Source organism: Neobacillus ginsengisoli (assembly GCF_030813055.1).
The window spans coordinates 686370-712062 of record NZ_JAUSTW010000002.1; the positions used below are offsets into that span (position 1 = coordinate 686370).

Here is a 25693-nt window from a genome sequence, read left to right on the forward strand (position 1 = left end):
GGAGGAATGCAAGTGGATTCAACTGCAGAAAAATTGACAAAAATGCAAGGATATAGCCTCCATGTTGTGGAGACAAGCAAATACAAAACCAACACATTTGTTTGGAAAATGAAAGCGCCGTTAACGAAGGAAGATGTTACAAAACGAGCGCTTCTTCCTCAAGTATTACAGAGCAGTTCGGCAAAATATCCATCGACTACATCCCTCCGCTCCTATTTAGATGAACTGTATGGAGCGACACTATTCGTGGATTTAGGGAAAAAAGGCGAATACCATGTGGTAAGCTTCTCCATTGAAATAGCCAATGAAAAATTTTTAGGTGACCAAACTCCATTGTTAAAAAAGGGTTTTGAATTATTAGCTGAAATTTTAACGAAACCTAATCTAACAGGTCATGCTTTTGATCAAGACACTGTGGAAAAAGAAAAGCGGACGTTAAAGCAAAGAATCCAATCGGTTTACGATGATAAAATGCGATTTTCGAATGCCAGACTCGTAGAAGAAATGTGCGAAGGGGAACCGTACGCACTTCAAGTAAATGGCAGAATGGAGGATGTTGATTCCATCACGCCTGAAAATTTATTTGCCTATTATAAAAAAGTCTTTTCAGAAGATGAAATGGATCTTTATGTTATTGGTGATGTAAAAGAGGAAGAGGTAAAGCAATATGCAATGGAACTGCTTCATTTTGAAGAACGTACACCGAAAACTTTGGAAACACGTGATATAAAGAAAAAGGAAAAGGTCCATGAAGTAAAAGAAGAGCAGGATGTAAAACAAGGGAAATTAAATATCGGGTACCGCACAAATATCGTCTATGGAGATCCTGATTATTTTGCTCTTCAAGTGTTTAATGGCATCTTTGGCGGTTTCTCGCACTCCAAACTGTTTATTAATGTCCGGGAAAAAGCCAGTCTTGCCTATTATGCAGCCAGCCGCTTAGAAAGCCATAAGGGTCTGATGATAGTCGTTTCAGGAATCGATTTAAAGAACTATGACCAGGCTGTAAGGATTATTAATGAGCAGATGGAAGCAATGAAAAAGGGAGACTTCACAGACGGGGAATTAAAGCAGACCAAAGCCGTTATCCAAAATCAAATTCTCGAAACCATTGATACAGCAAGAGGACTAACGGAAATTTTGTACCATAATGTTGTATCACATGTGGCAATACCTCTTGACAAATGGATCACTGAAATGCAAAAAGCAACGAAGGAAGAAATAATTGAGGTAGCGAAAAAGATTGAATTAGACACAATTTATTTTTTAACAGGAATGGAGGCGGGCAAATAATGGAGAAAATTACGTTTGACCAGCTTCAAGAAGAACTTTTTCATGAAAAAATGCCCAATGGGCTAAATGTTTATATTTTGCCAAAAAAAGGATTTAATAAAACGTTTGCTACCTTTACGACGAAGTATGGATCGGTTGACAATACCTTTGTCCCATTAGGTAAGGAAGAGTATGTCAAGGTACCGGATGGGATTGCTCACTTTTTAGAACACAAGCTTTTTGAGAAGGAAGACGGTGATGTTTTTCAACAGTTTAGCCGTCAAGGAGCTTCAGCAAATGCCTTTACCTCCTTTACTCGTACAGCTTATTTGTTTTCGAGCACTTCGGATGTTGAAAAAAACCTGGAAACATTAATTGATTTTGTTCAGGATCCTTATTTTTCCGAAAAAACAGTGGAAAAAGAAAAAGGAATCATCGGTCAGGAAATTACGATGTATGATGATAATCCCGATTGGCGCTTATATTTTGGACTAATCCAAAATCTTTATCAAAATCATCCGGTCAAAATCGATATAGCCGGAACCATCGAGTCTATTTCCCATATTACAAAGGATTGGCTTTACGAATGCTACAACACGTTTTATCATCCGAGCAACATGCTTTTGTTTATAGTTGGGCCTGTAGATCCTGAAGTATATATGAATCAAGTGCGCGAAAACCAAGCGAAAAAAGAGTACAAAGATCAGCCTGAAATCAAACGTAAATTTGAGAATGAGCCGACTCAAGCTGCCGAAAAGAAACAAGTGCTTGAAATGAATGTGCAAACGTCTAAATGCTTACTTGGTATTAAGGCAATGCATGTTGATCAAACAGGTGATAAGCTATTAAAAAATGAGTTAACGATGAATGTCCTACTCGATTTACTTTTTGGTAAGAGCTCAGAAAACTATAATCAGCTCTATAATGAAGGGTTAATTGACGAAACTTTCTCTTATGATTATACGCAAGAGCAGGGATTTGGGTTTGCAATGATTGGCGGGGATACCGGTGACGCGGATAAGTTAGCAGACAAACTTGAAAAAATGTTGCTTGAGGCTAAAAAGGGGAGTGTCATTACGGAGGAGCAATTAGAAAGAGCGAAAAAGAAAAAAATTGGTTCATTTTTACGGGCCGTCAATTCACCTGAATATATTGCCAATCAATTTACTCGATATGCGTTTAACGATATGAACTTGTTTGATGTCGTCCCAACGCTCGAGAAAATTACTTTAAAAGATGTCCAATCACTGGCCTCAGAAGTTATTTCAGAAGAACGGTTTTCGGTATGTCAGGTAGTACCAAAGAAAAAATAATAGAAGAAAAAGCGTCGCTCGCCGGCGCTTTTTTTACATGGTAAAATAAAAGGATATTAGGGAAAGAGTGACTTAGATGAAAAAATTTGCACTCATTACGGGTGCTAGCGGGGGCATTGGCCAATCTATTGCCTTATTACTAGCTGAAAAAGGGTATCATTTATATTTACATTACAATAAAAATGAACAAGCAATGAAAGAATTATTGAATAATCTCCACCCATATGGCGGAGAATATATGCCTATACTTGCGGACTTGGCAGAGGCTGATGGATACAAAAAGGTTTGTTCACAAATATTTTCTCTTGATGCAATCATTCATTGCGGCGGTAACAGCCATTATGGTCTTCTGGTTGATTTAAAACTAGAAGAAGCTGAATCGTTAATGAATGTGCACGTGTTAAATCCCCTAATGATTACGAAGGAATTACTTCCAAAATTTCTTACCAAAGGGTCCGGTAATATAATTGTGATTACTTCTATATGGGGACAAACAGGTGCCGCCTGTGAAGTCGCCTATTCAATGGCTAAAGGTGCACAAATTGCTTTTGTTAAGGCGTTGAGTAAAGAAGTAGCCCTTAATGGAATTCGAGTCAATGCCATTGCCCCGGGTGCCGTAGAAACCCCGATGATAGACCGTTTTTCGGTTGAAGATAAGGAGCGTCTCAATGATGAAATTCCAATGGGCAGACTCGGTCACTCTGAGGAAATTGCTAAAGGAGTTTCATTTTTGTTATCAGCAGAATCGTCCTATATTACAGGACAGGTCCTTGCGATAAATGGAGGCTGGTATACATAAATTTAAATTTTTAAATGAATATTTTCATTCCTCCTTTCGCACAATAATCTTGTACTATTATAAAGGAGGGTTAATAGATGTCTGTTTTAGATAACTGGAAGCAGTGGGAAGATTTTTTAGCTGATCGTCTTCATCATGCACAAAATGAGGGTATGAGTGAAGGAGCAATTAGTGGCCTAGCCACGCAAATTGGTGATTACTTGTCTAAGAATGTGGATCCAAAAAACGAGCAACAGAGAGTTCTTTCTGACCTTTGGTCAGTAGCAGATCCAGGTGAGCAGCAAGCTATCGCCAATATCATGGTAAAACTTATTCAGAATAACGGTAATCGTTAAGAGAGAGGAAAGTCCTCTCTTCTTTTTTTCGTTCTTTAAATCTTTTGTTATATAAATGAATGTTCTCCTTGTTTTTGCTTTCATCTTCTAACAAAATCATTTATTATAAGGTTTAGATATGGTAATGTGAAAAAATTGTCGTTTTATGCGCTAAACTGAGGAGGTTTTTTTTATGGAGAAAAAAGAATGGTATTTAGAATATGAGATTCAAAAAAACCGTCCCGGTTTATTGGGCGACATTTCATCCCTCTTGGGAATGCTGTCAATTAATATTGTAACGATTAATGGAGTAGATGAAGGTAGACGCGGTTTGTTGATTTTAGCAAAAGATGATGACCAAATTAAACGGCTAGAGTCAATTTTACATACAATGGACACAATAAAAGTAATCAAGCTTAGAGAACCGAAACTTCGAGACAGGCTTGCCGTTCGACATGGCCGATATATTCAAAGAGATGCCGATGATAAAAAAACTTTTCGCTTTGTAAGGGATGAGCTTGGATTATTAGTTGATTTTATGGCAGAATTGTTTAAGCAGGAAGGACATAAGCTGATAGGAATCCGAGGGATGCCGCGGGTTGGCAAAACAGAATCTCTTGTTGCAGCGAGTGTTTGTGCAAATAAACGCTGGTTATTTGTATCTTCTACCCTATTGAAACAAACCATACGAAATCAACTGATTGAGGACGAGTACAATGAGAATAATCTATTCATACTTGACGGAATTGTCTCAACTAAACGGGCAAACGAGCGACATTGGCAGCTTGTTCGTGAGATTATGCGTATGCCGGCCATTAAAGTAATTGAGCATCCGGATATTTTTGTCCAAAATTCGGAATACTCATTGGAAGATTTTGATTATATTATCGAACTCAGAAATGATGCCGATGAAGAGATTACATACGATGTGGTAGAGCAAAATGATTTGCTCTCCGGATCTGATTTTGGTAGTTTTGATTTTTGAAAATTGGAAGGTGTTAAAAGGTGACTGAATTAGGGAATCGATTAAAAGAAGCCCGATTAGCCAAAAATTTAAGCTTAGACGATGTTCAATCTATCACAAAAATTCAAAAGCGTTACTTAATAGGCATTGAAGAAGGCAACTATAGCAGTATGCCGGGTAATTTTTACGTGCGCGCCTTCATTAAGCAATATTCAGAAGCGCTTCAACTTGATCCTGATGAAATTTTTGAAACATATAAGAATGAAATTCCTGCAGCACTTAATGATGATTTACCAAATCAATTATCAAGGGTAAAAACGCGGAAAAACATTTCGGAAGGAAATTCGAAAATTTTTGATGTTCTTCCAAAAATATTAATTGGAATATTCATTATTGGCGCTGCCAGCCTTTTATATTACTTCTTGACTCATCATGTGGGCAGTAAATCGAATCAAACGGCAAATCCGGGAAATGAGCAAGTGAAGTTTGCTAAATCTGCAGAGTTGGAAAAAGCTAAAACGAATACAACTGATAATGCTATAAAGAATAGCACTGCTAAAAACAATAATTCCGCTGCAATGCAAGATACGGGGAATACACAGGCTGCAGTTCCATCACCGCAAGAGTTAACAGTTGTCCAAAGTGTCGGCAAAAATTCCAGCTATGAATTAAAAAACGCTGATAAGTTTGTATTAAAATTGGTTTCAAAGGGTAAAACCTGGGTGAATATTAAAAATGGCAGCGGTCGCTCTTTTTTTAGTGGGACACTTACAACTACCGGAACTTCCAGCCAAACTGTTGATTTCACAAAGGAAGATAAAGCGGTAATTGTTGTAGGAAATGCAATCGATACGGACATTTATGTAAATGACCAAAAGCTAGAGTATGCTATTGCACCGACTTCGGTGGTTAGTCAGAACGTAACGATTCAATTGGTTCCTAAGACCAAATAGTCATCTATGGATGGCTATTTTTCACTGTTATTTTTTGAAGAACTGTTTAGCACCAAAATGAAAGCTTCTTGGTAATAAGCTTTTGCTAATTCCGTTGGGGCTTCTGCTTTTCTATAGGAGGAAATCGTATGAATTTGCCAAATAAAATAACAGTTTCAAGAATTGTATTAATCCCATTATTCTTGATTGTTATGCTTGTTCCTTTTGATTGGGGTGACATTTATGTGCTGGGGGTCTACCTGCCTGTTACCCATCTTGCCGGAGCATTAATCTTTATAATCGCTGCTACGACCGATTGGATTGACGGCTATTATGCAAGGAAACTAGACCTTGTGACTAATATGGGGAAATTCCTTGACCCGCTCGCCGATAAGCTACTTGTTTCCGCTGCTCTTATCGTTCTCGTAGAACTTGGATATGCTGCATCATGGATGGTTATTGTCATTATAAGCAGGGAATTTGCTGTAACAGGTCTTCGTCTATTGCTTGCAGGGGAAGGCGAGGTTGTAGCAGCTAATATGTTAGGGAAAATTAAAACATGGACGCAAATTATCGCGATTTCCGCACTTTTATTACATAATATACTATTTGAAATGTTTTCATTACCCTTTGCCAATATAGCTTTATGGGTGGCCTTAATCTTTACGATTTGGTCTGGCTGGGATTATTTTGCCAAGAATAGTCATGTATTTAAAAACTCTAAATAGGACTTTTAACGCCTCTGCTTGGATTTAATTTAGGAGTGATGAATCATGAATGCTGAAATTATTGCCGTTGGCTCAGAGTTATTATTAGGACAGATTGTTAATACGAACGCTCGTTTTTTGTCACAGCAATTAGCTGTTCTGGGGATAAATGTTTATTATCATACGGTTGTCGGCGACAACCCTGACCGACTTAAATCAGCAATTGAAATTGCGGAACAGCGTTCCAATCTTATTATTTTTACCGGGGGACTCGGGCCGACTAAAGATGATTTGACAAAGGAAACAATTGCCCGTCACATCGGAAAAAATCTTGTTATGGATCAAACGGCTTTAGAATCGATTGAGCACTATTTCAAAAAGACCAATCGTATCATGACAGAAAACAATCGTAAGCAGGCTCTTGTATTAGAAGGCTCTAAAATCCTTCCTAATGATCATGGAATGGCTCCGGGGATGGTTGTTGAAGGTGATGGCATTATCTATATGCTGCTGCCCGGTCCGCCAAAGGAAATGGAACCGATGTTCAGCCAATACGGTGCCAACGCTATTAGCCTGCAATACGATGCTAAAGAGAAAATTGTTTCAAGAGTGTTAAGATTTTTCGGTATCGGTGAAGCGGCATTGGAGACAGAAATTATTGATCTAATTGATAATCAAAGCAATCCAACGATTGCTCCGCTTGCAGGTGATAGTGAGGTCACATTAAGACTTACTGCGAAGCATATTGACCCGGATTCAGCAAACACTATGCTTGATGAAGTAGAAAAGGCGATAAATAAACGGGTAGGTAAGTTTTTCTACGGGTACGATAATACTTCACTTATGAAAGAGTTGACAAAATGTTTAAAAAACAAAAACCTGACATTAGCGGCTGCTGAAAGCTTAACAGGCGGTTTGTTTCAGGAAGAGTTAACTGGAATTCCGGGTGCAAGCTCTGTGTTAAAAGGCGGAGTTGTCTGTTATTCACCTGAAGTGAAGCAGCAGGTTTTAGGAGTAAAACAAGAAACGATTGAAAAGTACGGTGTCGTAAGTGAACAATGTGCGATAGAATTGGCTGAAAATGCAGCAGGATTGATTTCCACTGATATTGGAATTAGTTTCACTGGGGTGGCAGGTCCTGATGAGCTTGAAGGCAAGCCGGTAGGCACTGTTTATATCGGGATTGCAATTAAAGGTAGGCCGACAATCGTAGAAAAGCTCAATCTCGGCGGCACAAGGGCTGCTAATCGTATTCGTTCAGTGAAATTTGGCTGTTACTTTTTACTGCGTTATTTAAAAGAATCACAGAATGCTAACTAAGCGTTCTGTGATTTTTTTTGAGTCAAATTCCATTATAAAGATCGCTTTAATGAGTCACTTTATTGGTATTAATAAAGTTATTTGACAATTTAAGATAATGTCAATTTCCAGTATAAAAAAATATGGAAATTGACAAAAATCAGGCTGAAAAGCTTGTTTTAACATAGTAAATACCTTTCAAAACAATCGAATGAATGTTCGATTTTTTACTCGACAAAAAGCTAAAAAGAGGTTATATTATTTATAGGTTCATTTTAATAGATTGAGGCAATTATTTTGTGTTTATATAAATGAAGGAGGAACTAATTAGTGAGTGATCGTAAAGCCGCCTTAGAAATGGCGTTAAAACAAATTGAAAAACAATTTGGTAAAGGTTCCATTATGAAAATGGGAGAGCAAACGGAAACTAGAATTTCTACTGTTCCGAGCGGCTCTTTAGCTCTTGATTCAGCACTTGGTGTTGGCGGATATCCTAGAGGACGGATAATTGAGATCTATGGACCGGAAAGTTCCGGTAAAACAACTGTTGCCCTGCATGCAATTGCAGAAGTACAGGCAGCAGGAGGACAAGCTGCATTTATCGATGCAGAGCACGCGCTTGATCCAACATATGCACAAAAATTAGGCGTTAACATTGATGAGTTATTATTGTCCCAACCGGACACCGGTGAACAAGGTTTGGAAATCGCTGAGGCACTTGTGCGAAGCGGTGCAGTAGATATTATTGTCATCGACTCTGTAGCGGCGTTAGTTCCTAAGGCAGAAATTGAAGGTGAAATGGGAGATGCACATGTAGGTTTACAGGCTCGCTTAATGTCCCAGGCACTTCGTAAGCTTTCCGGTGCGATTAACAAATCGAAAACAATCGCTGTCTTTATTAACCAAATCCGTGAAAAAGTTGGAGTTATGTTTGGAAACCCCGAGACAACACCAGGTGGACGCGCTTTAAAATTCTACTCGACTATTCGACTTGAAGTCCGTCGTGCAGAAACACTAAAGCAAGGAAATGACATGGTAGGAAACAAAACAAAAATTAAAGTTGTTAAAAATAAAGTCGCTCCACCTTTCCGAGTAGCTGAAGTGGATATAATGTATGGTGAAGGTATATCTAAAGAAGGCGAGACCATTGACCTTGGAGCTGAATTAGATATCGTTCAAAAAAGCGGTTCCTGGTATTCTTATAATGAAGAACGCCTTGGTCAGGGACGGGAAAATGCAAAGCAGTTTTTGAAAGAAAACCCAAGTATTCGCCTTGAAATTCAACAAAAAATTCGTGAGCATTATGGTTTAGACGGTGAAAAAACTGTCACGGAAACGGACGATGATGATCAATTTGAATTACTTGACTAAAAACCTCGAGCAAAGCCCCTTGTCGGGTTTTGCTCTTTTTTGATAAAATGTATTTTTATGCAAATTAATTTATTATTACACATTATAAAAACCGTCAGAAATCGTGAATATGTGAACAAATTCGAAATATTTCAAAAAGCTAACAGGACTTACCCTTGACAATGAATATACACACATTTACAATTAACATGTATATTTTACATTTTTGTTAATATTACAAAGTAAAAAGCCTTGGTGCTTGCTGTATGTTGAGTCTAAACAATGTACATGCCGACACTTAAAAAAGTAACAAAAGTTCATAGCAAGAGGAGGTGTAACGATGGAACCTATTACAATCATCTCCATTTTGCTTGGCCTTATCGTCGGTGCCGTTGTTGGCTATTTTATTCGTAAATCCATTGCTGAAGCAAAAATTGCCGGAGCAAAGAATGCTGCAGAGCAAATCCTTGAAGATGCAAAACGTGATGCTGACTCATTGAAGAAAGAAGCTTTGCTGGAGGCAAAGGATGAAATTCACAAGCTTCGTACAGAAGCTGAACGTGAGGTTCGTGAACGAAGAAATGAACTGCAAAAACAAGAAAACCGTTTACTGCAAAGAGAAGAGAATTTAGATCGAAAAGATGAAACGTTAAATAAACGTGAGAGTCTTTTAGAAAAGAAGGATGATTCTCTTAACCAAAGACAACAGCATATTGAAGAGATGGAAAGCAAAGTGGACGAGTTGGTACGATTACAACAGACTGAACTCGAACGAATTTCGAGCTTGACGCGTGATGAAGCAAAGGCGATCATTATAGAGCGTACCGAGCAGGAACTTTCTGTTGATACTGCGATTATGATCAAGGAAAGTGAAAACCGCGCCAAAGAAGAAGCTGATAAGAAGGCGAAGGAAATTCTATCATTGGCAATCCAGCGTTGCGCTGCTGACCATGTTGCGGAAACGACTGTCTCTGTAGTCAACCTTCCAAATGATGAAATGAAAGGCCGAATTATTGGCCGTGAAGGACGAAATATCCGTACCCTTGAGACACTTACAGGAATTGATTTGATTATTGATGATACTCCTGAAGCTGTCATTCTTTCAGGTTTTGACCCAATACGTCGTGAAACAGCCCGCTTAGCGCTGGAAAAACTAGTACAAGACGGACGTATTCATCCTGCCCGTATTGAGGAAATGGTTGAAAAATCCCGTCGTGAAGTGGATGAGTATATTCGAGAAGTTGGTGAACAAACAACATTTGAAGTTGGTGTACATGGACTTCATCCGGATTTAATCAAAATTCTTGGCCGCTTAAAGTACCGTACAAGCTACGGACAAAATGTTTTAAAACACTCAATGGAGGTTGCACAGCTTTCGGGCTTGCTTGCAGCTGAGCTTGGTGAGGATGAAACATTGGCCCGTCGTGCGGGATTATTACACGATATCGGAAAAGCCATCGACCATGAAGTGGAAGGCAGCCATGTTGAGATTGGTGTTGAGCTAGCGACAAAATACAAGGAACACCCAGTGGTTATTAACAGTATTGCTTCTCACCATGGGGATACTGAACCAACATCTATAATTGCTGTTTTGGTTGCTGCTGCTGACGCTTTATCAGCCGCGAGACCGGGTGCACGTAGTGAGACTCTCGAAAACTATATCCGCCGTCTTGAAAAGCTGGAAGAGATTTCTGAGTCGTATGAAGGTGTTGAAAAGTCGTTTGCGATTCAAGCAGGTCGTGAAGTGCGCATCATTGTAAGACCGGATGCCATTGATGATCTAGCTGCACATCGTTTAGCACGTGATATTCGTAAGAGAATTGAAGAAGAGCTAGATTATCCCGGACATATTAAAGTGACAGTGATCCGTGAAACACGGGCTGTGGAATATGCGAAATAAAGCGGTGCGTATGCACCGCTTTATTTTTTTAAGGACTATAACGGTTAATTTATATGCCATGTGATACAATTTAAACAGATAGGTCATAATCGGAAAGGGTAAAGACATGAATTTATTATTTATTGGAGATGTTGTGGGCTCTCCCGGACGTGATATGGTAAAAGAATATTTGCCAAAATTAAAAGAGAAATACCACCCGCATTTTACCATTATCAATGGTGAGAATGCCGCAGCCGGAAAAGGGATTACCGAAAAAATATACAGAGAATTTTTAATGTATGGGGCACAAGCAGTGACCCTTGGAAATCATGCTTGGGATAACAAAGAAATCTTCGAATTTATCGATAACGCCAAGAATATGGTTAGACCCGCGAATTTTCCTGAAGGAACTCCCGGTAAAGGACTAGCGTTTTTTAAAGTGAATGATCTGGAAATAGCGGTTATTAATTTACAAGGGCGGACCTTTATGGCACCGCTGGACTGTCCTTTCAGGAAAGCCGATGAATTAGTTGAAATAGCTAGAGCAAGGACGCCTTTTATTTTTGTTGATTTTCACGCCGAGGTAACAAGTGAAAAACAAGCAATGGGCTGGTACCTCGACGGGCGGGTTTCCGCAGTCGTTGGTACGCATACACATGTTCAAACAGCTGACAGCCGTGTCCTGCCGGGAGGTACGGGATATTTATCAGACGTAGGCATGACTGGACCTTATGATGGGATTCTAGGTGTTGAAAAGGAGCTAGTCCTAAAAAGATTTTTAACAAGCCTTCCGGTTCGCTTTGAAGTGCCGAAAACAGGCCGCAACCAATTAAGTGCTGTATATATTGAACTTGACAGAAAAAATGGATTTAGTAAAAAATTAGAACGTATTTTAATAAATGATGATCAACCATGGTATTCATAATCCTGGAAACTCTCCTTATTGGAGAGTTTTTTTTATCTTTTTTTGTCCAAGCCGGAATATGTCTATTGCCTGACGAATATAGTAGCAGTGGAATATTATACACCTGATTTATTCATGAAACTGCTCATGCGGGATCGGGATTTTATACAAGGAGGAGCTAGGAATGGAAATATTAAAAGTTTCAGCAAAATCTAATCCTAATTCTGTAGCTGGTGCACTTGCCGGAGTTCTGCGTGAAAGAGGTGCAGCGGAAATACAGGCGATTGGGGCGGGTGCATTGAATCAAGCCGTTAAGGCAGTAGCGATTGCTCGAGGATTTGTAGCACCTAGCGGAGTTGATTTGATCTGCATCCCTGCGTTTACCGATATCTTAATTGACGGGGAAGAACGAACAGCAATTAAGCTTATTGTAGAGCCGCGTTGAAGGAATCGAAAAACCTAAAAACAATGGTTGATAAAGAGATTTTTCATTTATCTGCTTGTCTTATGACAAGCAGGTTTTTTGTTATTATAAGGAGTCTGAAATCGTTTTAATTAATAGGTGTAAGAAAACTATTATTCTGATATAAAAGAAGTTGATTTTTTCAATACATTTCAAGAAGGCTAAAACTAAGCTGAAATAGTGAAAAGTAGCCGTGGAATGCGCTATTATGCATGTTTCGCTGTGTTCGTCTGAAATCAGAAAACAGACGAATATTAAATAATAAAAAAATATTCATATTTTAGACAATATTTATGATTAAAGGGTTGCAATTTTTAATACATAGGTCTAGAATTGAAAGCGTTTAGTACGTATCTAAGAATAAATTCGCTTTGATTCTTTAAAGCATAAAAGTCTAGTGATTTACTTGGAAAAGTGCTACACTAATAGATGATTAAATCTACTTAATTTTTTACATATCCAAAGGGGTGTAAGTCATGATCAATCAACTTTCATGGAAAGTTGGCGGACAACAAGGGGAAGGTATTGAAAGTACTGGGGAAATCTTTGCTATCGCACTGAATCGCCTGGGATATTACTTGTATGGTTATCGTCACTTTTCATCTCGGATTAAAGGCGGTCATACAAATAATAAGATTCGAGTGAGTACAACTGAAGTTCGTTCCATTTCTGACGATCTTGATATTCTTGTTGCATTTGACCAAGAAACAATCGATTTAAATTACAAAGAGTTACATAGTAAAGGAGTAATCCTTGCTGATTCTAAATTTGATCCAAAGAAGCCTGAAGATTCCAGCGCTTCAATGTATGCGGTACCATTTACTGAAATTGCTACACAATTAGGGACATCTCTAATGAAAAACATGGTGGCAATCGGTGCAACTTCTGCAGTATTAGATCTGGATATAAATGTATTTGAAGAAGTAGTTCGTGAGATTTTCGGTAGAAAAGGCGACCAAGTCGTTGCAAAAAACATGGATGCAATCAAAGCCGGCTTTGATTATATGAAAGAAAACATGGATGCAAATGTTCCAACAATGGAGCTTGAAAAAGCGGACGGCAAAAAACGGATGTTCATGATTGGTAATGATGCAATCGCTTTGGGAGCGCTTGCAGCAGGATGTCGTTTCATGGCTGCCTATCCAATCACACCGGCGTCTGATATCATGGAGTATTTAATTAAGAAACTACCTGCAGTTGGAGGTACAGTTATTCAAACAGAAGATGAAATTGCTGCTTGTACAATGACAATTGGTGCAAGTTATGGCGGTGTTCGTGCCATCACTGCTTCTTCCGGCCCTGGATTATCTTTAAAGATGGAAGCAATTGGATTAGCTGGTATTACAGAAACTCCACTTGTCATTGTTGACACTCAACGTGGCGGTCCTTCAACAGGATTACCAACAAAACAGGAGCAGTCTGACTTAATGGCGATGATTTACGGAACACACGGTGAAATTCCAAAAATTGTTATGGCGCCAAGTACAGTTGAAGAGGCTTTCTATGATACAGCAGAAGCTTTTAATCTTGCAGAAGAATATCAATGCCCTGTTATTGTCTTATCAGACCTTCAATTATCTTTAGGTAAGCAAACAGTAGAACCGCTTGATGTTTCAAAAGTGGAAATTAGACGTGGTAAGCTTGTAACTGAAGAGCTTCCTGAGATTGAAAACAAAGGTTACTTCAAGCGTTATGAAGTTACAGAAGATGGTATTTCACCACGTACGATTCCTGGTCAGAAAAATGGTATTCACCATGTGACAGGTGTTGAGCATGCTGAGACAGGAAAACCATCTGAATCTGCTGCAAACCGGATCGCCCAAATGGACAAACGTTTCCGTAAGGTTGAAAATATCCGTTTTAATACACCTGTATATAAAAATGCACCACATGAAGATGCAGATCTATTGATCGTAGGTTTTAACTCAACTCGCGGTGCTATTGAAGAAGCAATGGTTCGTCTTGAAAATGACGGCATGAAAGTAAATCATGCTCAAATCCGTTTAATTCATCCATTCCCAACAGACGAAGTTCTTCCACTAATTCGTTCTGCGAAAAAAGTAATTGTTGTCGAAAACAATGCAACCGGACAATTAGCAAATATTATGAAAATGAATGTCGGGCATGCTGAAAAGATCACTAAATATGTTAAATATGATGGAAATCCATTTCTTCCTCACGAAGTTCATTCAAAATGTAAGGAGTTGTTCTAAGTGGCCACTTTTAAAGACTTTCGAAATGATGTAAAACCGAACTGGTGCCCTGGCTGTGGTGACTTCTCCGTACAAGCGGCAATGCAACGTGCGGCAGCAAATGTTGGCTTAGAACCACAAAATCTAGCAGTAATTTCCGGGATTGGTTGTTCAGGTCGTATTTCCGGTTATATTAATTCATACGGCTTTCACGGTATCCACGGTCGTTCACTTCCGATTGCCCAAGGTGTTAAAATGGCCAATCGTGACCTAACAGTTATCGCTTCCGGTGGTGACGGCGACGGATATGCAATTGGTATGGCTCATACTATTCATGCCATTCGTCGTAATGTTGACATTACTTATATTGTAATGGATAACCAAATCTATGGATTAACAAAGGGACAAACCTCCCCGCGTTCAGCTGAAGGTTTTAAAACAAAATCTACACCGATGGGGTCAATTGAACAAGCAATTTCCCCAATGGAAATGGCTTTAACAGTAGGAGCAACATTTGTTGCACAAAGCTTCTCAACAGATTTAAAAGACCTAACAGCTTTAATTGAAGCAGGTATTAAACATAAAGGATTCTCTTTAATTAACGTTTTCAGTCCATGTGTTACTTATAATAAAGTAAACACATATGACTGGTTTAAAGAAAATCTAACAAAGTTAAGCGATGTTGAAGGTTATGATCCATCAAACCGCGAAAATGCTATGCAAACATTAATGAAGCATAACGGTCTTGTTACAGGACTTATATATCAAAATATAGAGCGTCCATCTTACCAAGAATTAATCAAAGGTTATTCAGAGACTCCATTAGTAAATGCGAACCTTAACCTTGACCAAGCGCATTTTGATAAGTTAGTTGCTGAATTTATGTAATTTCACTATAAAAAATCCCGTGGATGTAATCCTCCGGGATTTTTTTATTGTTTAAAACATTGATGAATTGTGAACAATGCCTTTTATAGAGTGAGGGTCATCACATATTTTTTTAGAAAAATAAGTTAAAATTATTAATTGTGTATCCATGTTTAACATTCATTCAAGATTCCAAAATAGATTTACTTAGCGGTTTTGCCGGAAAGGATTTTCTATTGTTTTAAAGCCTATAAACCTTTATACTATAATAATGTGCGGTAACGCATGAAGTATTTTTTCTATGTGTTTAAGTAAAAAAATTTCTTTATTTTAATAGAAGTAGTTAAGGAAATTGACATGAAAGGGGATTTTTCCGAACATGAATGAAAATCAACGCTTAGAAAGTCAACAAGTAAAGTCTGCTAATTCTTCGGACAAAAAATCCGCCAAGGATTACAGCAAATATTTTGAACAAGTTATTACTGCTCCATCTTTAAAGGATGCAAAAAAACGCGGAAAGGAAGAAGTGAAGTACCATAATGACTTCTCGATTCCCGAGGAATTCCGCGGGATGGGTAATGGACGCAAATTCTATATCCGTACCTATGGCTGCCAAATGAATGAACACGATACAGAAGTAATGGCGGGAATTTTTTTAGCACTTGGCTACGAGCCAACTGACAGCACAGACGATGCCAATGTAATTCTATTAAATACATGTGCCATCCGTGAAAATGCTGAAAATAAAGTATTTGGTGAACTTGGCCATCTAAAAGCACTGAAAATGGAAAAGCCGGACTTGCTTTTAGGTGTTTGCGGATGCATGTCTCAAGAAGAATCGGTCGTTAATAAGATTTTAAAAACCTATCAACAGGTTGATATGATTTTTGGTACCCATAATATCCACCGCCTGCCGAACATTTTACGTGAAGCCTATATGTCGAAAGAAATGGTGGTTGAGGTGTGGTCCAAAGAAGGCGACGTAATCGAGAACCTTCCAAAGGTCCGCCGCGGTAATATTAAGGCATGGGTGAACATTATGTACGGCTGTGACAAATTCTGTACGTATTGTATCGTACCTTACACTCGCGGGAAAGAACGAAGCCGCCGCCCTGAAGAAATTATTCAGGAAGTCCGCCATTTAGCTGCACAGGGCTATCAGGAAGTTACCCTATTAGGTCAAAACGTTAATGCTTATGGAAAAGACTTAGATGGAATGCACTATGGACTTGGTGATCTAATGGATGAATTACGTAAAATTGATATCCCAAGGATTCGTTTTACAACAAGCCATCCGCGTGATTTTGATGACCATTTAATTGAAGTTCTTGCAAAGGGCGGCAATTTGATGGATCATATCCATTTGCCGGTACAATCAGGTTCTACAGAAGTGCTTAAAATTATGGCGCGTAAATATACAAGAGAACAATATTTAGAGCTTGTTAGAAAAATTAAAGCAGCTATCCCGAATGTAGCATTAACAACCGATATAATTGTCGGCTATCCAAACGAAACAGATGAGCAATTTGAAGAAACATTATCTTTATATCAAGAAGTGGGTTATGAATTAGCTTATACGTTTATTTATTCTCCTCGTGAAGGTACTCCTGCAGCAAAAATGGAGGATAACGTTCCGTTGGAAGTGAAAAAACAACGATTGCAACGTCTAAATGCTCTTGTAAATGAGCTTTCTTTAGAAGCGATGAAAAAACATGTAGGTCAAATTGTTGAGGTTTTAGTCGAAGGGGAAAGTAAGAACAATCCTGATGTTCTTGCCGGATATACAAGCAGGAACAAGCTAGTTAACTTTGTAGCTCCTAAAACAGCAATCGGTAAGATTGTGACAGTGAAAATTACAGATGCAAAAACATGGTCATTAAACGGAGAAATGGTGGAAGAATTAGAACCGGTAGAGGTGAAGTAAAGTGGCGAAGTATACAAAAGATGATATCGTCGCTCGTGCAGCAGATTTAGCACGTATGATTTCAGAAACAGAAGAAGTGGACTTCTTCAAACGGGCAGAAGCCCAGATACATGAAAACCCAAAGGTTAAGATATTGATTTCAGATATTAAAGGATTACAAAAGCAAGCAGTAAACCTCCAGCATTATGGTAAACCGGAGGCATTAAAAAAAGTTGAGGATAAGATTACTTCCATTGAGCAGGAGTTGGATGAAATCCCTGTTGTACAGGATTTCAAGCAATCTCAAGTGGAAGTAAATGAATTGCTTCAGCTAATTGCCTCAACGATTTCCAATACGGTAACCGATGAAATAATTATTTCAACGGGTGGAGATGTATTAATGGGTGAAACAGGTGCAAGCATGAAAAATGGTGGAGCTTGTGATCACGGCTGTGATCATGATCATGACCACGATCATTAATTTACCTAAAACCAGGCTATTTACGGAGCCTGGTTTTTTCTTTTTTCCTTTCCCGGTATATCATTCTAACCCTAAAGGCGGCCTCATAGAATGAAAGCAGGGCCCACATCAGGGTCATCCTCGTTTTTAAAGTGCAAGCTATCATGGAACATACATAAAAATCCCGCATAAAATGAACTATGACTAAACTTTTAACCAGTATTCCTAAAAATATATCGCACACTAGTCTAAAAATTAGCATAGGATGAAATGAAAATGAATGAGGAGGGTTCGCGCGAAATGGGAGAATTTAGAGAGATATTTGCCAAAGCGGTAGTAGCGAAAGGACGAAAATTTACTCAGTCCAATCATACGATTAGCCCGGCGCATAGTCCAACTAGTATTCTTGGCTGTTGGATTATCAACCATAAATACAACGCGAAAAAAGTCGGTAAGACAGTAGAGATACACGGCTCCTATGACATCAACGTTTGGTACTCTTTTAATGATAATACCAAAACTGAAGTGGTTACCGAACGAGTTCAATATACAGATGTCATTAAGTTAAAGTATCGTGACCACGATTGCCTCGATGACAATGAAATTGTTGCTCGAGTGCTTCAGCAGCCTAATTGCTGTGAAGCAGTAATATCCCCTAATGGCAATCGCATCATCGTTCATGTGGAAAGGGAATTTCTTGTAGAGGTGATCGGCGAGACAAAAATTGTTGTTGTCATCAGTTCTGAAGGACATTCAGACGACGATGGTGATTGGGGTATGGATGTAGACGACGAGGAATTCGAAGAACTCAATCCGGATTTCTTAGTCGGCTCAGAAGAGGAATAAAAGATACTAGGAAGGTTTTACTTCCTAGTTTTTTTCTATGTTCATTCCATTTAATGAGACCTTTTTCGAACTTTAGTCTGACAAATTAATGTAGTATTCAACTTATAATGATGGAGAAGGAGTGAGCCTAATGAAAATCTATCAACTATATTTAAAATGTTTTCACTTAGATGAAATGAAAAAGTTCTATACCGAAGATTTAGAAATGGAATTGCTCAGTGAATCTGAACACCATTTTACGGTTAGTGCAGGTACAACAAAAATATTTTTTGAATTGGATACAAGCATACCCTATTATCATGTTTGTTTTCGTACGGGCTCTAAATACATAGAGCACATGTATCATAAGCTTGCCGAAAATAAACTGTTACTGTCTGATGAAAAAGGGCATTACAGTATGTTTTGGGAAGGAAAGCAAGTATATTTTTTTGATCCTGATGGTAATATTCTTGAAATATTGGAAAGGCCGTTTCATTGGGGAGAAAGTCAACCGGAAGCGGGTTGGTATGATATTGGCGAAATAGGGATGCCGGTACCATCGGTAAAGAAAATGCAGGAAAGTCTACGCCCGTATATCAGAGATCAACGAAAAGATGAAAACGATACATTTGCTTTTTACGGTGATCAGAAGGGTGTTTTTGTAATTGTAAAGGAAGGACGGAACTGGAAGCCATCAGCTCGGGCGGCAACGATTCATCCGATTACGGCTGTAGTTTTAGGTGAGCAGGAGGGGCGTTTTACTCATCCTGAATTACCTTACGATGTTTTTGTCCGAAAGGAATGGAATGATGCGGTTCCAGCTGTTCAATTTCGTATGGCCCGCCCAACCAATCAAATGGATAAAATCATCGAATTTTATGAAGAGGGTCTTGGGTTGGAGAAAATCGGCGGATTCAAAGGCCATGCGGGCTATGATGGTGTTATGTTCGGCCTCCCTAATTATAGCTATCATTTGGAGTTTACCCAATCAGAAGAAAAGGTGAAATTGCCAATGCCTACGAAAGAACATCTATTAGTTTTTTACCTCCCCAACCTGTTTGAACTCAATCGAATCGTACATAGACTTTCGGATATGGGCTATAAAGAGGTAGAACCGGAAAATCCATACTGGGGCAGAGGAGGAGTAACGATAGAAGACCCAGATGGATACAGAATTGTGCTTATGAATACAGTGGGGATATAAAAGATGTATTTTTGAAATAGAAAAATCACACCCTAATTTCAGGAGGTGTACTGATGGAACCAAAACTGCCCGGGAATAAGAAGATGCCGGATTTTGACCAATTAAATGATCGTATAATCGCCGATAGACCTTCAACACCATCTTTAGTCATTAAAACGAATCTGGATGCAAAGGATGCAACAGAAAATAATCCCTATAACCATGATAAGGAGCCCAAGGATCCGAAGGAATTTAGAGATTATTTTGAAGAGTGATAAGCCGGGATTAGTCCTTCCGGCTTTTTTTCCACTCCTCTTTTAATAAAGATAATACGTATGTGTCATGAGACTGATTATTTTGATACATATAGTCTCGAAGTAATCCTTCTTCTTGGAAACCTATATTTTCAAGGAGTTTGAGCGATGCAATATTTTCAGGGTACACAATTGCACCGATCCGATGTAAATCCAACTTTTCAAAGCTATACGTTAGAACCTCTTTTATCGCCTCTGATGTATATCCCTTCCGCCAATATTGCGGATGCAATTCATAGCCGATTTCTGCTCTTTTATTACCTAGTTGTAAGCTGTTTAGCCCCAGTGTGCCAATAAATTTTTGATTTTCCTTGAGAACGATACCCCAGCGAATTCCCCGTTTTTCTCTATAGTTTTTACTGAACATGTCAATTAATTTCATTGCCTCAGATTGAAGCATGAAACGATTGGTCCCATAGTATCTTGTCACGTCTTCTAATGATAAAATTTCATATAAGCTTTCAACATGCTGATGAGTGATTTCTATTAATTTTAATCGATGTGTTTTAAGAATCGGAAAATTCATAGTAACTCCTCTCTATTAATCCCTAATTAGTTTGTAAAAGCATACCTTTGAAAAGGCAGCATACATTGGAAATGATACTTTTCTTAATTAGTTTATATTGTAAAAATACAAAAGGAAAGTAGAAACAAAAGATTTATAGTTAGCAAGAAGGTGAAAAAATGCAATTAGATACGTATTTAAGATTAATTGATAAAGAGTTATTACCATATATTCAATTAACATCAGAGAGCCCATTTGACCCCATCATTGTTAAAAATCAATCAAAATCTTGGAAAATGATTGGGAACGGAAATTATGCCGGCGTTTTTACTCATCATGCTAATCCGGAGTGGGTTGTTAAGGTTTATGGAAGAAACCCTAAGGAATTGCAAAAGGAAATTGAAGTATATAAAAAATTAGGAAGCCATGATTCCTATTCTACCCTTTATGCATATGGGGAGGATTATTTAGTGCTTAAAAAATTAGAAGGAATCACTCTGTTCGAAGCGGTAGTAAATGGTGTTCCCATTCCGGATTCCGTCATTATAGATATCGATAAGGGCTTGCAATATGCAAAATCTGTTGGTTTAAATCCTTATGATGTCCATGGTAAAAATGTAGTGATGAATAATGGAAGGGGATTTATCGTCGATGTTTCCGATTTTTATAAACAGGGCTATTGCTGTAAGTGGGATGATTTGAAGAAAGCCTATAACAGGATTTATCGACCATTTCTCTTAAAATATCATCCGCCGATTCCATTTTTTATTATGAACTGGATTAGAAAAGGGTATCGGTTGTATCGGAAAAAGAAAAAGGGAAATATATAATTACTAAATATATTTCCCTAAAAAATCCATATACAGTATCATTTCCGGGCCTTTCGCGGCTCCGATTTCCCCTTCGATCTTTCCGTTTGGCCAAGTGATTGAAACGACTGTTAAATCAAGTTTTGTGAATCAAGGAGAAGTTTGTCTTTGTGGTTCTCGTATTTCCGTAGAGCGTCCGGCCTACGAACCGTTTCTTGCCAAATTCACAGCAAAAGTGAAAGAGCTAAAGGTCGGTCTTCCATTGAATGCTGATACCAATGTGGGAGCATTAATAGAAAAGACTTAAACAAGAATGGTGAGCTCGTGAATACTGGAGTTGGGGCGGCTGCACTTGGAAATCCGGTAAATTGTGTTGCTTGGAGCAGGTGCAGCAGTACTTGGTCATCCTGCTCATTCCGTGGCAATGTTAGCCAATATGCTTGCACGAAAAGGTGAAAAGGTACGTAAGGGTGATGTGTTTCTAACCGGAGGAATTACAAGTGCTGTTATGTTAAAATATGGCGATGTTGTAAGCGGTAAATTTGATGGTTTAGGTGAAGTAACTTTTACTGTAACAGAATAATATGTGGTACGTTGCTTAGTCGATAAGAAAGAGGGTTAGTTTTATGCCAATTATTAATGTGCAAATGATGGAAGGCAGGCCGAAAGAGAAAGTTGCAGAATTGATTCAAAATATTACAAACACGGTATCGGAAACTTTAAATGCACCAAAAGAGAGTATTCGCGTGATCGTGACGGAGATTCCAAAAACCCATTGGGGAATTGCAGGAATTCCTGTATCGGAAAGAAAAAGCTAGTAAACTCCTTTGAGACGTGAGCATGGTATTAAATGTTACCATAAACAGATTAAGGAACTAAAACCAGATGTTTTTTAAGACTCCTATGGATTAATTAAAGAGTTCAATACTCTTAGTTAATCCATGGGAGCTTTTTTGTTAAACTTTAGAAATAATGAGAATTTATTACTACTATTCTGATAATATAGTGATAAATCCAATATTTTTTTAGAAAGGAGGAAGGATTTTGACGTTTCCTTTCTATATTTTTGGGATTCACCCGCATCTATTATTTGAATCATTAGCGTATTTTATTGGTTTCCGTGTTTATCTATACACAAGAAATAAAGATCGAATTCCGATGGAAAAAGCACTTTGGGTAGTAGTTGGTGCAATTTTGGGAGCAGCATTTGGTGCGAAATTTCTATATTGGTTTGAAGATCCAAAAAAGACAATAGTAAACTGGAATAACATCTTCTACTTAATGGAAGGAAAAACAATCGTCGGCGGGCTACTAGGTGGTTTGATTGGCGTGGAACTAGCCAAAAAGTTTATCGGCTGGACCCGTTCAACAGGAGATGATTTTGTACTTCCGTTGGCAGTTGGCATGATGATTGGAAGAATCGGCTGTTTTTTAACAGGCCTGGATGATCATACATACGGAGTGGCGACCAATTGGATAACGGGTGTTGACTTCGGTGATGGAATCAAGAGGCATCCAACGCAGCTGTACGAAATATTTTTCTTGGGTGTTCTGATCATTGTCCTTTTTCAAAAAAAAAAGAAAAAGGCGGGCTGGGAAGGGCTATTATTTCAGTTATTTATGCTTAGTTACTTAGTTTTTCGATTATTTATCGATTTTATCAAGCCAACGCCGCACCCGTACTGGATCTTTAATAATATCCAAATGGCTTGCTTACTAGGAATCTGGTATTATATTTGGCTTATAATGAAAAAACAAATGGAAAAAAGGAGAGAATCCTATGCCTAATCGTCCCTATTTATTTTATGAACTAACCAACAGTATTTGCTCGACTTGTTTACGCAAAGTAGAAGCAAAGGTCATTATTGAGAATGAAAAAGTGTATCTTGTAAAAAATTGTATGCAGCACGGCCGTGAAAAGGTATTAATTTCAACTGATGTTGACTACTACAAGTGGTGCCGTGAATTTATTAAACCTTCTGAAATGCCTTATCGATGGAACACGCCGATCAAATACGGCTGCCCTTATGATTGCGGCCTTTGTCCGGACCATGAACAGCACAGCTGCTTAACATTATTAGAAATTACCGAAAGATGCAATTTAAAATGTCCGATTTGTTATGCTGAATCATCCCCGCAAAAGGGTAGCTATCGTAGCTTAGAAAAAATTGAATTTATGCTAGACAATATTATTAAAAACGAAAGACAAGCGGATATTGTTCAAATTAGCGGCGGTGAACCCACCATTCATCCGCAATTCTTTGAAATCCTTGATATCGCTAAATCGAGACCGATTCGGCATATTATGGTGAATACAAACGGACTCAGGATTGCTAATGATAAAGAATTCGTCAAGCGCCTTGCGGCTTATTCTCCTGGCTTTGAAATTTATCTGCAATTCGATAGCTTTGAAAAAACAGCACTCGAAGAACTGCGGGGTGTCGACGTGCGAGATATCCGGCTAAAAGCAATTGAGAATTTAAATGAATACAATATTTCTACTACTCTTGTGGTCACGCTGAAAAAAGGCTTAAATGATCATGAGGTTGGCAAAATCATTCATTACGGATTGCAGCAAAAATGTGTTAGGGGAGTAACTTTTCAACCGATACAAGCAGCCGGCAGATTGGAGGAATACGATCCTTCGACCAATCGTTTAACATTAAGTGAAGTCCGCCAGATGATTATCGATCAATCCAATGTGTTTGGACCAAAGGATATTATCCCGGTTCCTTGCCATCCGGATTGTCTGGCGATGGGGTATGCGTTAAAAATGAATGGTGAGGCAACACCATTAACCGGTTTAATTGATCCCAATATTTTACTGGAAGGAGAACGCAATACGATTGTTTTTGAACAAGACGACAATATAAAAAATATGATTTTTAAATTGTTCTCACTCAATCATTCACCGGATTCATCAGCACTTTCATTAAAAGATTTATTATGCTGCCTGCCAAAAGTTGCGATGCCGGGTGAAATCGGATACGACAATGTATTTCGCGTCATTATTATGCAGTTTTTAGATGCTTACAATTTCGATGTCCGTTCTGTAAAAAAATCATGTGTGCATATTGCTCACCCGGATGGCCGTATCATTCCGTTTGACACTTATAATTTATTTTACCGGGACGATAAAGAACTTGAATTAAAAAAAATACAGGAAGAGCTAGAGGGGAGAACCTATATTAGATAATTGAATCTATCATTCTTTAAATGGGGTGAGTTAGTTTGGATCAACATCAGGGTGGAAAAGAGAAAAGCGGGTCGTTAAAAGACCTTTGGCTAGGGATTGGCATTGCTGTTGGAATATACCTTCTTGGACTACTGATCATGTTTACAATGCCTCCTTTTATTTTGGTATATATATTGCTTTCACCAATCGCTCTTATTGTCATAACGATAATAAGCTTCAAAAAAGGGAAAAAGCAGTTAGGTCAAGGATTATTAATTGGGATAGGTATTGATATCTTGTTGTTTGCAGCTTGTTTTGGGATCTTCTTCTCTAATTTAGGCGGTTAATCTATGTCTATAAATGGCAGGAACTGTAAGGATTGCCTGCTTAAAGCGGATAATGAAAAAATTTGTAAAAGTTTGTGAAAAGAGATTATGATTATTAAGAACAAAACTATTTTAACAATAAGGGGGATTTCCTTGGATATCTTAGAAATAATCAAAACACGCCGTAATATAAAAATCTTCAAATTGGATCCCATAAATCCGGATAAACTCCATTTGTGGCTAGAGGCTGCGGCAATGGCTCCGAATCATCGAATGACAGAACCTTGGGAGGTTTATATAGTCGGTCCTGAGACTAGAGCAAAATTAAACCATAAAACAAACTTCGGTGATGCTCCTGTTGTCTTAGCTATTTTGTCTAAGCATGGTGCCACAGCCATTGAAACAGAGGAAAATGCACTGGCAACAGCCTGTTTTGTTCAAAACTTTAACCTCGCTGCTTGGGCAGAGGGTGTGGGAACATTCTGGTCTTCAATGGGTGGAAATCCGAAAAATCGTGAAATACTTGGTGTTCCAGATGGATATGACGTCATTGGCGTATTTGGTGTGGGCTATCCGGATGAAACCCGAGAACCAAAGCAGCGGACCCCAATTCAAAATAAATTGAAGCAGCTTTTGTAGGCTAATTTATTTATTGTGGAATTAAAAAGACAAAAAGCGTAATTCCGGCTTTTTGTCTTTTTCAATACTTTTGGCGCAAAATTCCTTTTGCATCTCAAGATATTCAAATAATTGGCTGCAAGTAAATGAAACTCATAGAATCATTTGTTAAAATAAGGGAATTCTACTAATTAAAATGTGTAAATAAACCATCAATTATTATGATGAAAGATTCCGTAAGTTGGTTTATATGTGAATCAAATCACAATGAATGGAATACATATTGTAGATGATAAATTTTTGAATGAGGTGAGAAGGAA

The 25693-nt window shown here is 38.3% G+C and carries 26 protein-coding genes and 2 pseudogenes; 27 read left to right on the forward strand and 1 reads right to left on the reverse strand.

Annotated elements, in window-relative coordinates:
* Positions 1-6: 6 nt before the first annotated feature.
* From yfmF to J2S10_RS08945, 19 genes are all read left to right on the forward strand, one after another.
* Entirely contained in the window at positions 7-1293 is a 1287-nt protein-coding gene (gene yfmF / locus J2S10_RS08855) for an EF-P 5-aminopentanol modification-associated protein YfmF (protein WP_370876177.1), read from the forward strand.
* Positions 1293-2585, forward strand: coding sequence for an EF-P 5-aminopentanol modification-associated protein YfmH (yfmH, locus tag J2S10_RS08860; protein ID WP_307406610.1), 1293 nt, complete (start codon positions 1293-1295; stop codon positions 2583-2585). Before yfmF ends, yfmH begins: the two co-directional genes overlap by 1 nt.
* Before the next feature lie 76 nt (positions 2586-2661).
* The gene (ymfI, locus tag J2S10_RS08865) at positions 2662-3384 is read left to right on the forward strand and encodes an elongation factor P 5-aminopentanone reductase (protein ID WP_307406613.1); all 723 of its coding nucleotides are present in this window, start codon (positions 2662-2664) and stop codon (positions 3382-3384) included.
* A gap of 77 nt (positions 3385-3461) precedes the next feature.
* Entirely contained in the window at positions 3462-3719 is a 258-nt protein-coding gene (locus J2S10_RS08870) for a DUF3243 domain-containing protein (RefSeq protein WP_307406616.1), read from the forward strand.
* Positions 3720-3891: 172 nt separating this feature from the next.
* Complete coding sequence (locus J2S10_RS08875; protein WP_307406620.1) at positions 3892-4683, forward strand: DUF3388 domain-containing protein; 792 nt, start codon at positions 3892-3894, stop codon at positions 4681-4683.
* A 20-nt stretch (positions 4684-4703) separates the two neighbouring features.
* A complete protein-coding gene (locus J2S10_RS08880; RefSeq protein ID WP_307406623.1) occupies positions 4704-5615 on the forward strand; it encodes a helix-turn-helix domain-containing protein in 912 nt (303 codons plus the stop codon).
* Positions 5616-5743: 128 nt separating this feature from the next.
* Positions 5744-6322 (forward strand): CDP-diacylglycerol--glycerol-3-phosphate 3-phosphatidyltransferase, encoded by a 579-nt coding sequence (gene pgsA, locus J2S10_RS08885; protein ID WP_307406625.1) that lies wholly within the window; start codon positions 5744-5746, stop codon positions 6320-6322.
* Between the two features lie 45 nt (positions 6323-6367).
* On the forward strand, positions 6368-7621 hold the full coding sequence (locus J2S10_RS08890) for a competence/damage-inducible protein A (protein ID WP_307406627.1): 1254 nt from the start codon (positions 6368-6370) through the stop codon (positions 7619-7621).
* A 309-nt stretch (positions 7622-7930) separates the two neighbouring features.
* Entirely contained in the window at positions 7931-8971 is a 1041-nt protein-coding gene (gene recA / locus J2S10_RS08895) for a recombinase RecA (protein ID WP_307406629.1), read from the forward strand.
* A gap of 319 nt (positions 8972-9290) precedes the next feature.
* Positions 9291-10850 carry a ribonuclease Y gene (gene rny, locus J2S10_RS08900; protein WP_307406631.1) on the forward strand — a complete coding sequence of 520 codons (1560 nt, stop codon included), beginning with the start codon at positions 9291-9293 and terminating at the stop codon, positions 10848-10850.
* 106 nt (positions 10851-10956) lie between these two features.
* A complete protein-coding gene (locus J2S10_RS08905; protein ID WP_307406633.1) occupies positions 10957-11754 on the forward strand; it encodes a TIGR00282 family metallophosphoesterase in 798 nt (265 codons plus the stop codon).
* A 163-nt stretch (positions 11755-11917) separates the two neighbouring features.
* The gene (gene spoVS / locus J2S10_RS08910; RefSeq protein ID WP_003211281.1) at positions 11918-12178 is read left to right on the forward strand and encodes a stage V sporulation protein SpoVS; all 261 of its coding nucleotides are present in this window, start codon (positions 11918-11920) and stop codon (positions 12176-12178) included.
* Between the two features lie 494 nt (positions 12179-12672).
* Positions 12673-14409, forward strand: a complete 1737-nt coding sequence (locus J2S10_RS08915) for a 2-oxoacid:acceptor oxidoreductase subunit alpha (protein ID WP_307406635.1) — start codon at positions 12673-12675, stop codon at positions 14407-14409.
* Positions 14410-15276 (forward strand): 2-oxoacid:ferredoxin oxidoreductase subunit beta, encoded by an 867-nt coding sequence (locus J2S10_RS08920; RefSeq protein WP_307406637.1) that lies wholly within the window; start codon positions 14410-14412, stop codon positions 15274-15276.
* A gap of 358 nt (positions 15277-15634) precedes the next feature.
* Positions 15635-17179 (forward strand): tRNA (N6-isopentenyl adenosine(37)-C2)-methylthiotransferase MiaB, encoded by a 1545-nt coding sequence (gene miaB / locus J2S10_RS08925; RefSeq protein ID WP_307406639.1) that lies wholly within the window; start codon positions 15635-15637, stop codon positions 17177-17179.
* Between the two features lies 1 nt (position 17180).
* Positions 17181-17639: a YlbF/YmcA family competence regulator gene (locus J2S10_RS08930; protein ID WP_307406642.1), complete on the forward strand. Its 459-nt coding sequence runs from the start codon at positions 17181-17183 to the stop codon at positions 17637-17639.
* Between the two features lie 279 nt (positions 17640-17918).
* Entirely contained in the window at positions 17919-18464 is a 546-nt protein-coding gene (locus J2S10_RS08935) for an outer spore coat protein CotE (RefSeq protein ID WP_307406793.1), read from the forward strand.
* Positions 18465-19278: 814 nt separating this feature from the next.
* Positions 19279-19647, forward strand: a complete 369-nt coding sequence (locus tag J2S10_RS27405) for a VOC family protein (protein ID WP_370876184.1) — start codon at positions 19279-19281, stop codon at positions 19645-19647.
* Between the two features lie 53 nt (positions 19648-19700).
* The gene (locus J2S10_RS08945) at positions 19701-19901 is read left to right on the forward strand and encodes a hypothetical protein (protein WP_307406646.1); all 201 of its coding nucleotides are present in this window, start codon (positions 19701-19703) and stop codon (positions 19899-19901) included.
* Positions 19902-19911: 10 nt separating this feature from the next.
* Here the strand turns inward: J2S10_RS08945 and J2S10_RS08950 are convergent, their stop codons facing one another.
* Positions 19912-20466, reverse strand: a complete 555-nt coding sequence (locus tag J2S10_RS08950; protein WP_307406648.1) for a GNAT family N-acetyltransferase — start codon at positions 20464-20466, stop codon at positions 19912-19914.
* 158 nt (positions 20467-20624) lie between these two features.
* On the opposite strand from J2S10_RS08950, the gene J2S10_RS08955 reads away from it, so the two are divergent.
* From J2S10_RS08955 to J2S10_RS08990, 8 genes and pseudogenes are all read left to right on the forward strand, one after another.
* A complete protein-coding gene (locus J2S10_RS08955) occupies positions 20625-21275 on the forward strand; it encodes a protein kinase family protein (RefSeq protein ID WP_307406652.1) in 651 nt (216 codons plus the stop codon).
* Between the two features lie 91 nt (positions 21276-21366).
* Positions 21367-21555 (forward strand): annotated as a pseudogene (locus J2S10_RS08960) (aldehyde dehydrogenase family protein); the annotation flags it as partial.
* 75 nt (positions 21556-21630) lie between these two features.
* Positions 21631-21837: pseudogene (locus tag J2S10_RS08965) on the forward strand (fumarylacetoacetate hydrolase family protein); the annotation flags it as partial.
* Between the two features lie 43 nt (positions 21838-21880).
* Positions 21881-22072 carry a 4-oxalocrotonate tautomerase gene (locus tag J2S10_RS08970; RefSeq protein ID WP_307406654.1) on the forward strand — a complete coding sequence of 64 codons (192 nt, stop codon included), beginning with the start codon at positions 21881-21883 and terminating at the stop codon, positions 22070-22072.
* 226 nt (positions 22073-22298) lie between these two features.
* On the forward strand, positions 22299-23042 hold the full coding sequence (locus J2S10_RS08975) for a prolipoprotein diacylglyceryl transferase (RefSeq protein ID WP_307406656.1): 744 nt from the start codon (positions 22299-22301) through the stop codon (positions 23040-23042).
* Positions 23035-24450, forward strand: coding sequence for a radical SAM protein (locus J2S10_RS08980; RefSeq protein WP_307406658.1), 1416 nt, complete (start codon positions 23035-23037; stop codon positions 24448-24450). The genes J2S10_RS08975 and J2S10_RS08980 overlap by 8 nt, the downstream gene beginning before the upstream one ends.
* Positions 24451-24485: 35 nt before the next feature.
* On the forward strand, positions 24486-24776 hold the full coding sequence (locus J2S10_RS08985) for a hypothetical protein (protein ID WP_307406660.1): 291 nt from the start codon (positions 24486-24488) through the stop codon (positions 24774-24776).
* Between the two features lie 132 nt (positions 24777-24908).
* The gene (locus J2S10_RS08990; protein ID WP_307406662.1) at positions 24909-25394 is read left to right on the forward strand and encodes a nitroreductase family protein; all 486 of its coding nucleotides are present in this window, start codon (positions 24909-24911) and stop codon (positions 25392-25394) included.
* Positions 25395-25693 lie beyond the last annotated feature (299 nt).

Excerpts from the sequence above, each read along its gene's own strand:
- yfmH (WP_307406610.1), top strand. The coding sequence starts at position 1,293 with ATGGAGAAAATTACGTTTGACCAGCTTCAAGAAGAACTTTTTCATGAA.
- J2S10_RS08980 (WP_307406658.1), top strand. The coding sequence starts at position 23,035 with ATGCCTAATCGTCCCTATTTATTTTATGAACTAACCAACAGTATTTGC.
- J2S10_RS08915 (WP_307406635.1), top strand. The coding sequence starts at position 12,673 with ATGATCAATCAACTTTCATGGAAAGTTGGCGGACAACAAGGGGAAGGT.
- spoVS (WP_003211281.1), top strand. The coding sequence starts at position 11,918 with ATGGAAATATTAAAAGTTTCAGCAAAATCTAATCCTAATTCTGTAGCT.
- J2S10_RS08970 (WP_307406654.1), top strand. The coding sequence starts at position 21,881 with ATGCCAATTATTAATGTGCAAATGATGGAAGGCAGGCCGAAAGAGAAA.
- J2S10_RS27405 (WP_370876184.1), top strand. The coding sequence starts at position 19,279 with ATGGCCCGCCCAACCAATCAAATGGATAAAATCATCGAATTTTATGAA.
- J2S10_RS08945 (WP_307406646.1), top strand. The coding sequence starts at position 19,701 with ATGGAACCAAAACTGCCCGGGAATAAGAAGATGCCGGATTTTGACCAA.
- ymfI (WP_307406613.1), top strand. The coding sequence starts at position 2,662 with ATGAAAAAATTTGCACTCATTACGGGTGCTAGCGGGGGCATTGGCCAA.
- J2S10_RS08955 (WP_307406652.1), top strand. The coding sequence starts at position 20,625 with ATGCAATTAGATACGTATTTAAGATTAATTGATAAAGAGTTATTACCA.
- J2S10_RS08935 (WP_307406793.1), top strand. The coding sequence starts at position 17,919 with ATGGGAGAATTTAGAGAGATATTTGCCAAAGCGGTAGTAGCGAAAGGA.
- J2S10_RS08905 (WP_307406633.1), top strand. The coding sequence starts at position 10,957 with ATGAATTTATTATTTATTGGAGATGTTGTGGGCTCTCCCGGACGTGAT.
- J2S10_RS08870 (WP_307406616.1), top strand. The coding sequence starts at position 3,462 with ATGTCTGTTTTAGATAACTGGAAGCAGTGGGAAGATTTTTTAGCTGAT.
- yfmF (WP_370876177.1), top strand. The coding sequence starts at position 7 with ATGCAAGTGGATTCAACTGCAGAAAAATTGACAAAAATGCAAGGATAT.
- J2S10_RS08875 (WP_307406620.1), top strand. The coding sequence starts at position 3,892 with ATGGAGAAAAAAGAATGGTATTTAGAATATGAGATTCAAAAAAACCGT.
- J2S10_RS08950 (WP_307406648.1), bottom strand. The coding sequence starts at position 20,466 with ATGAATTTTCCGATTCTTAAAACACATCGATTAAAATTAATAGAAATC.
- pgsA (WP_307406625.1), top strand. The coding sequence starts at position 5,744 with ATGAATTTGCCAAATAAAATAACAGTTTCAAGAATTGTATTAATCCCA.
- miaB (WP_307406639.1), top strand. The coding sequence starts at position 15,635 with ATGAATGAAAATCAACGCTTAGAAAGTCAACAAGTAAAGTCTGCTAAT.
- J2S10_RS08890 (WP_307406627.1), top strand. The coding sequence starts at position 6,368 with ATGAATGCTGAAATTATTGCCGTTGGCTCAGAGTTATTATTAGGACAG.
- rny (WP_307406631.1), top strand. The coding sequence starts at position 9,291 with ATGGAACCTATTACAATCATCTCCATTTTGCTTGGCCTTATCGTCGGT.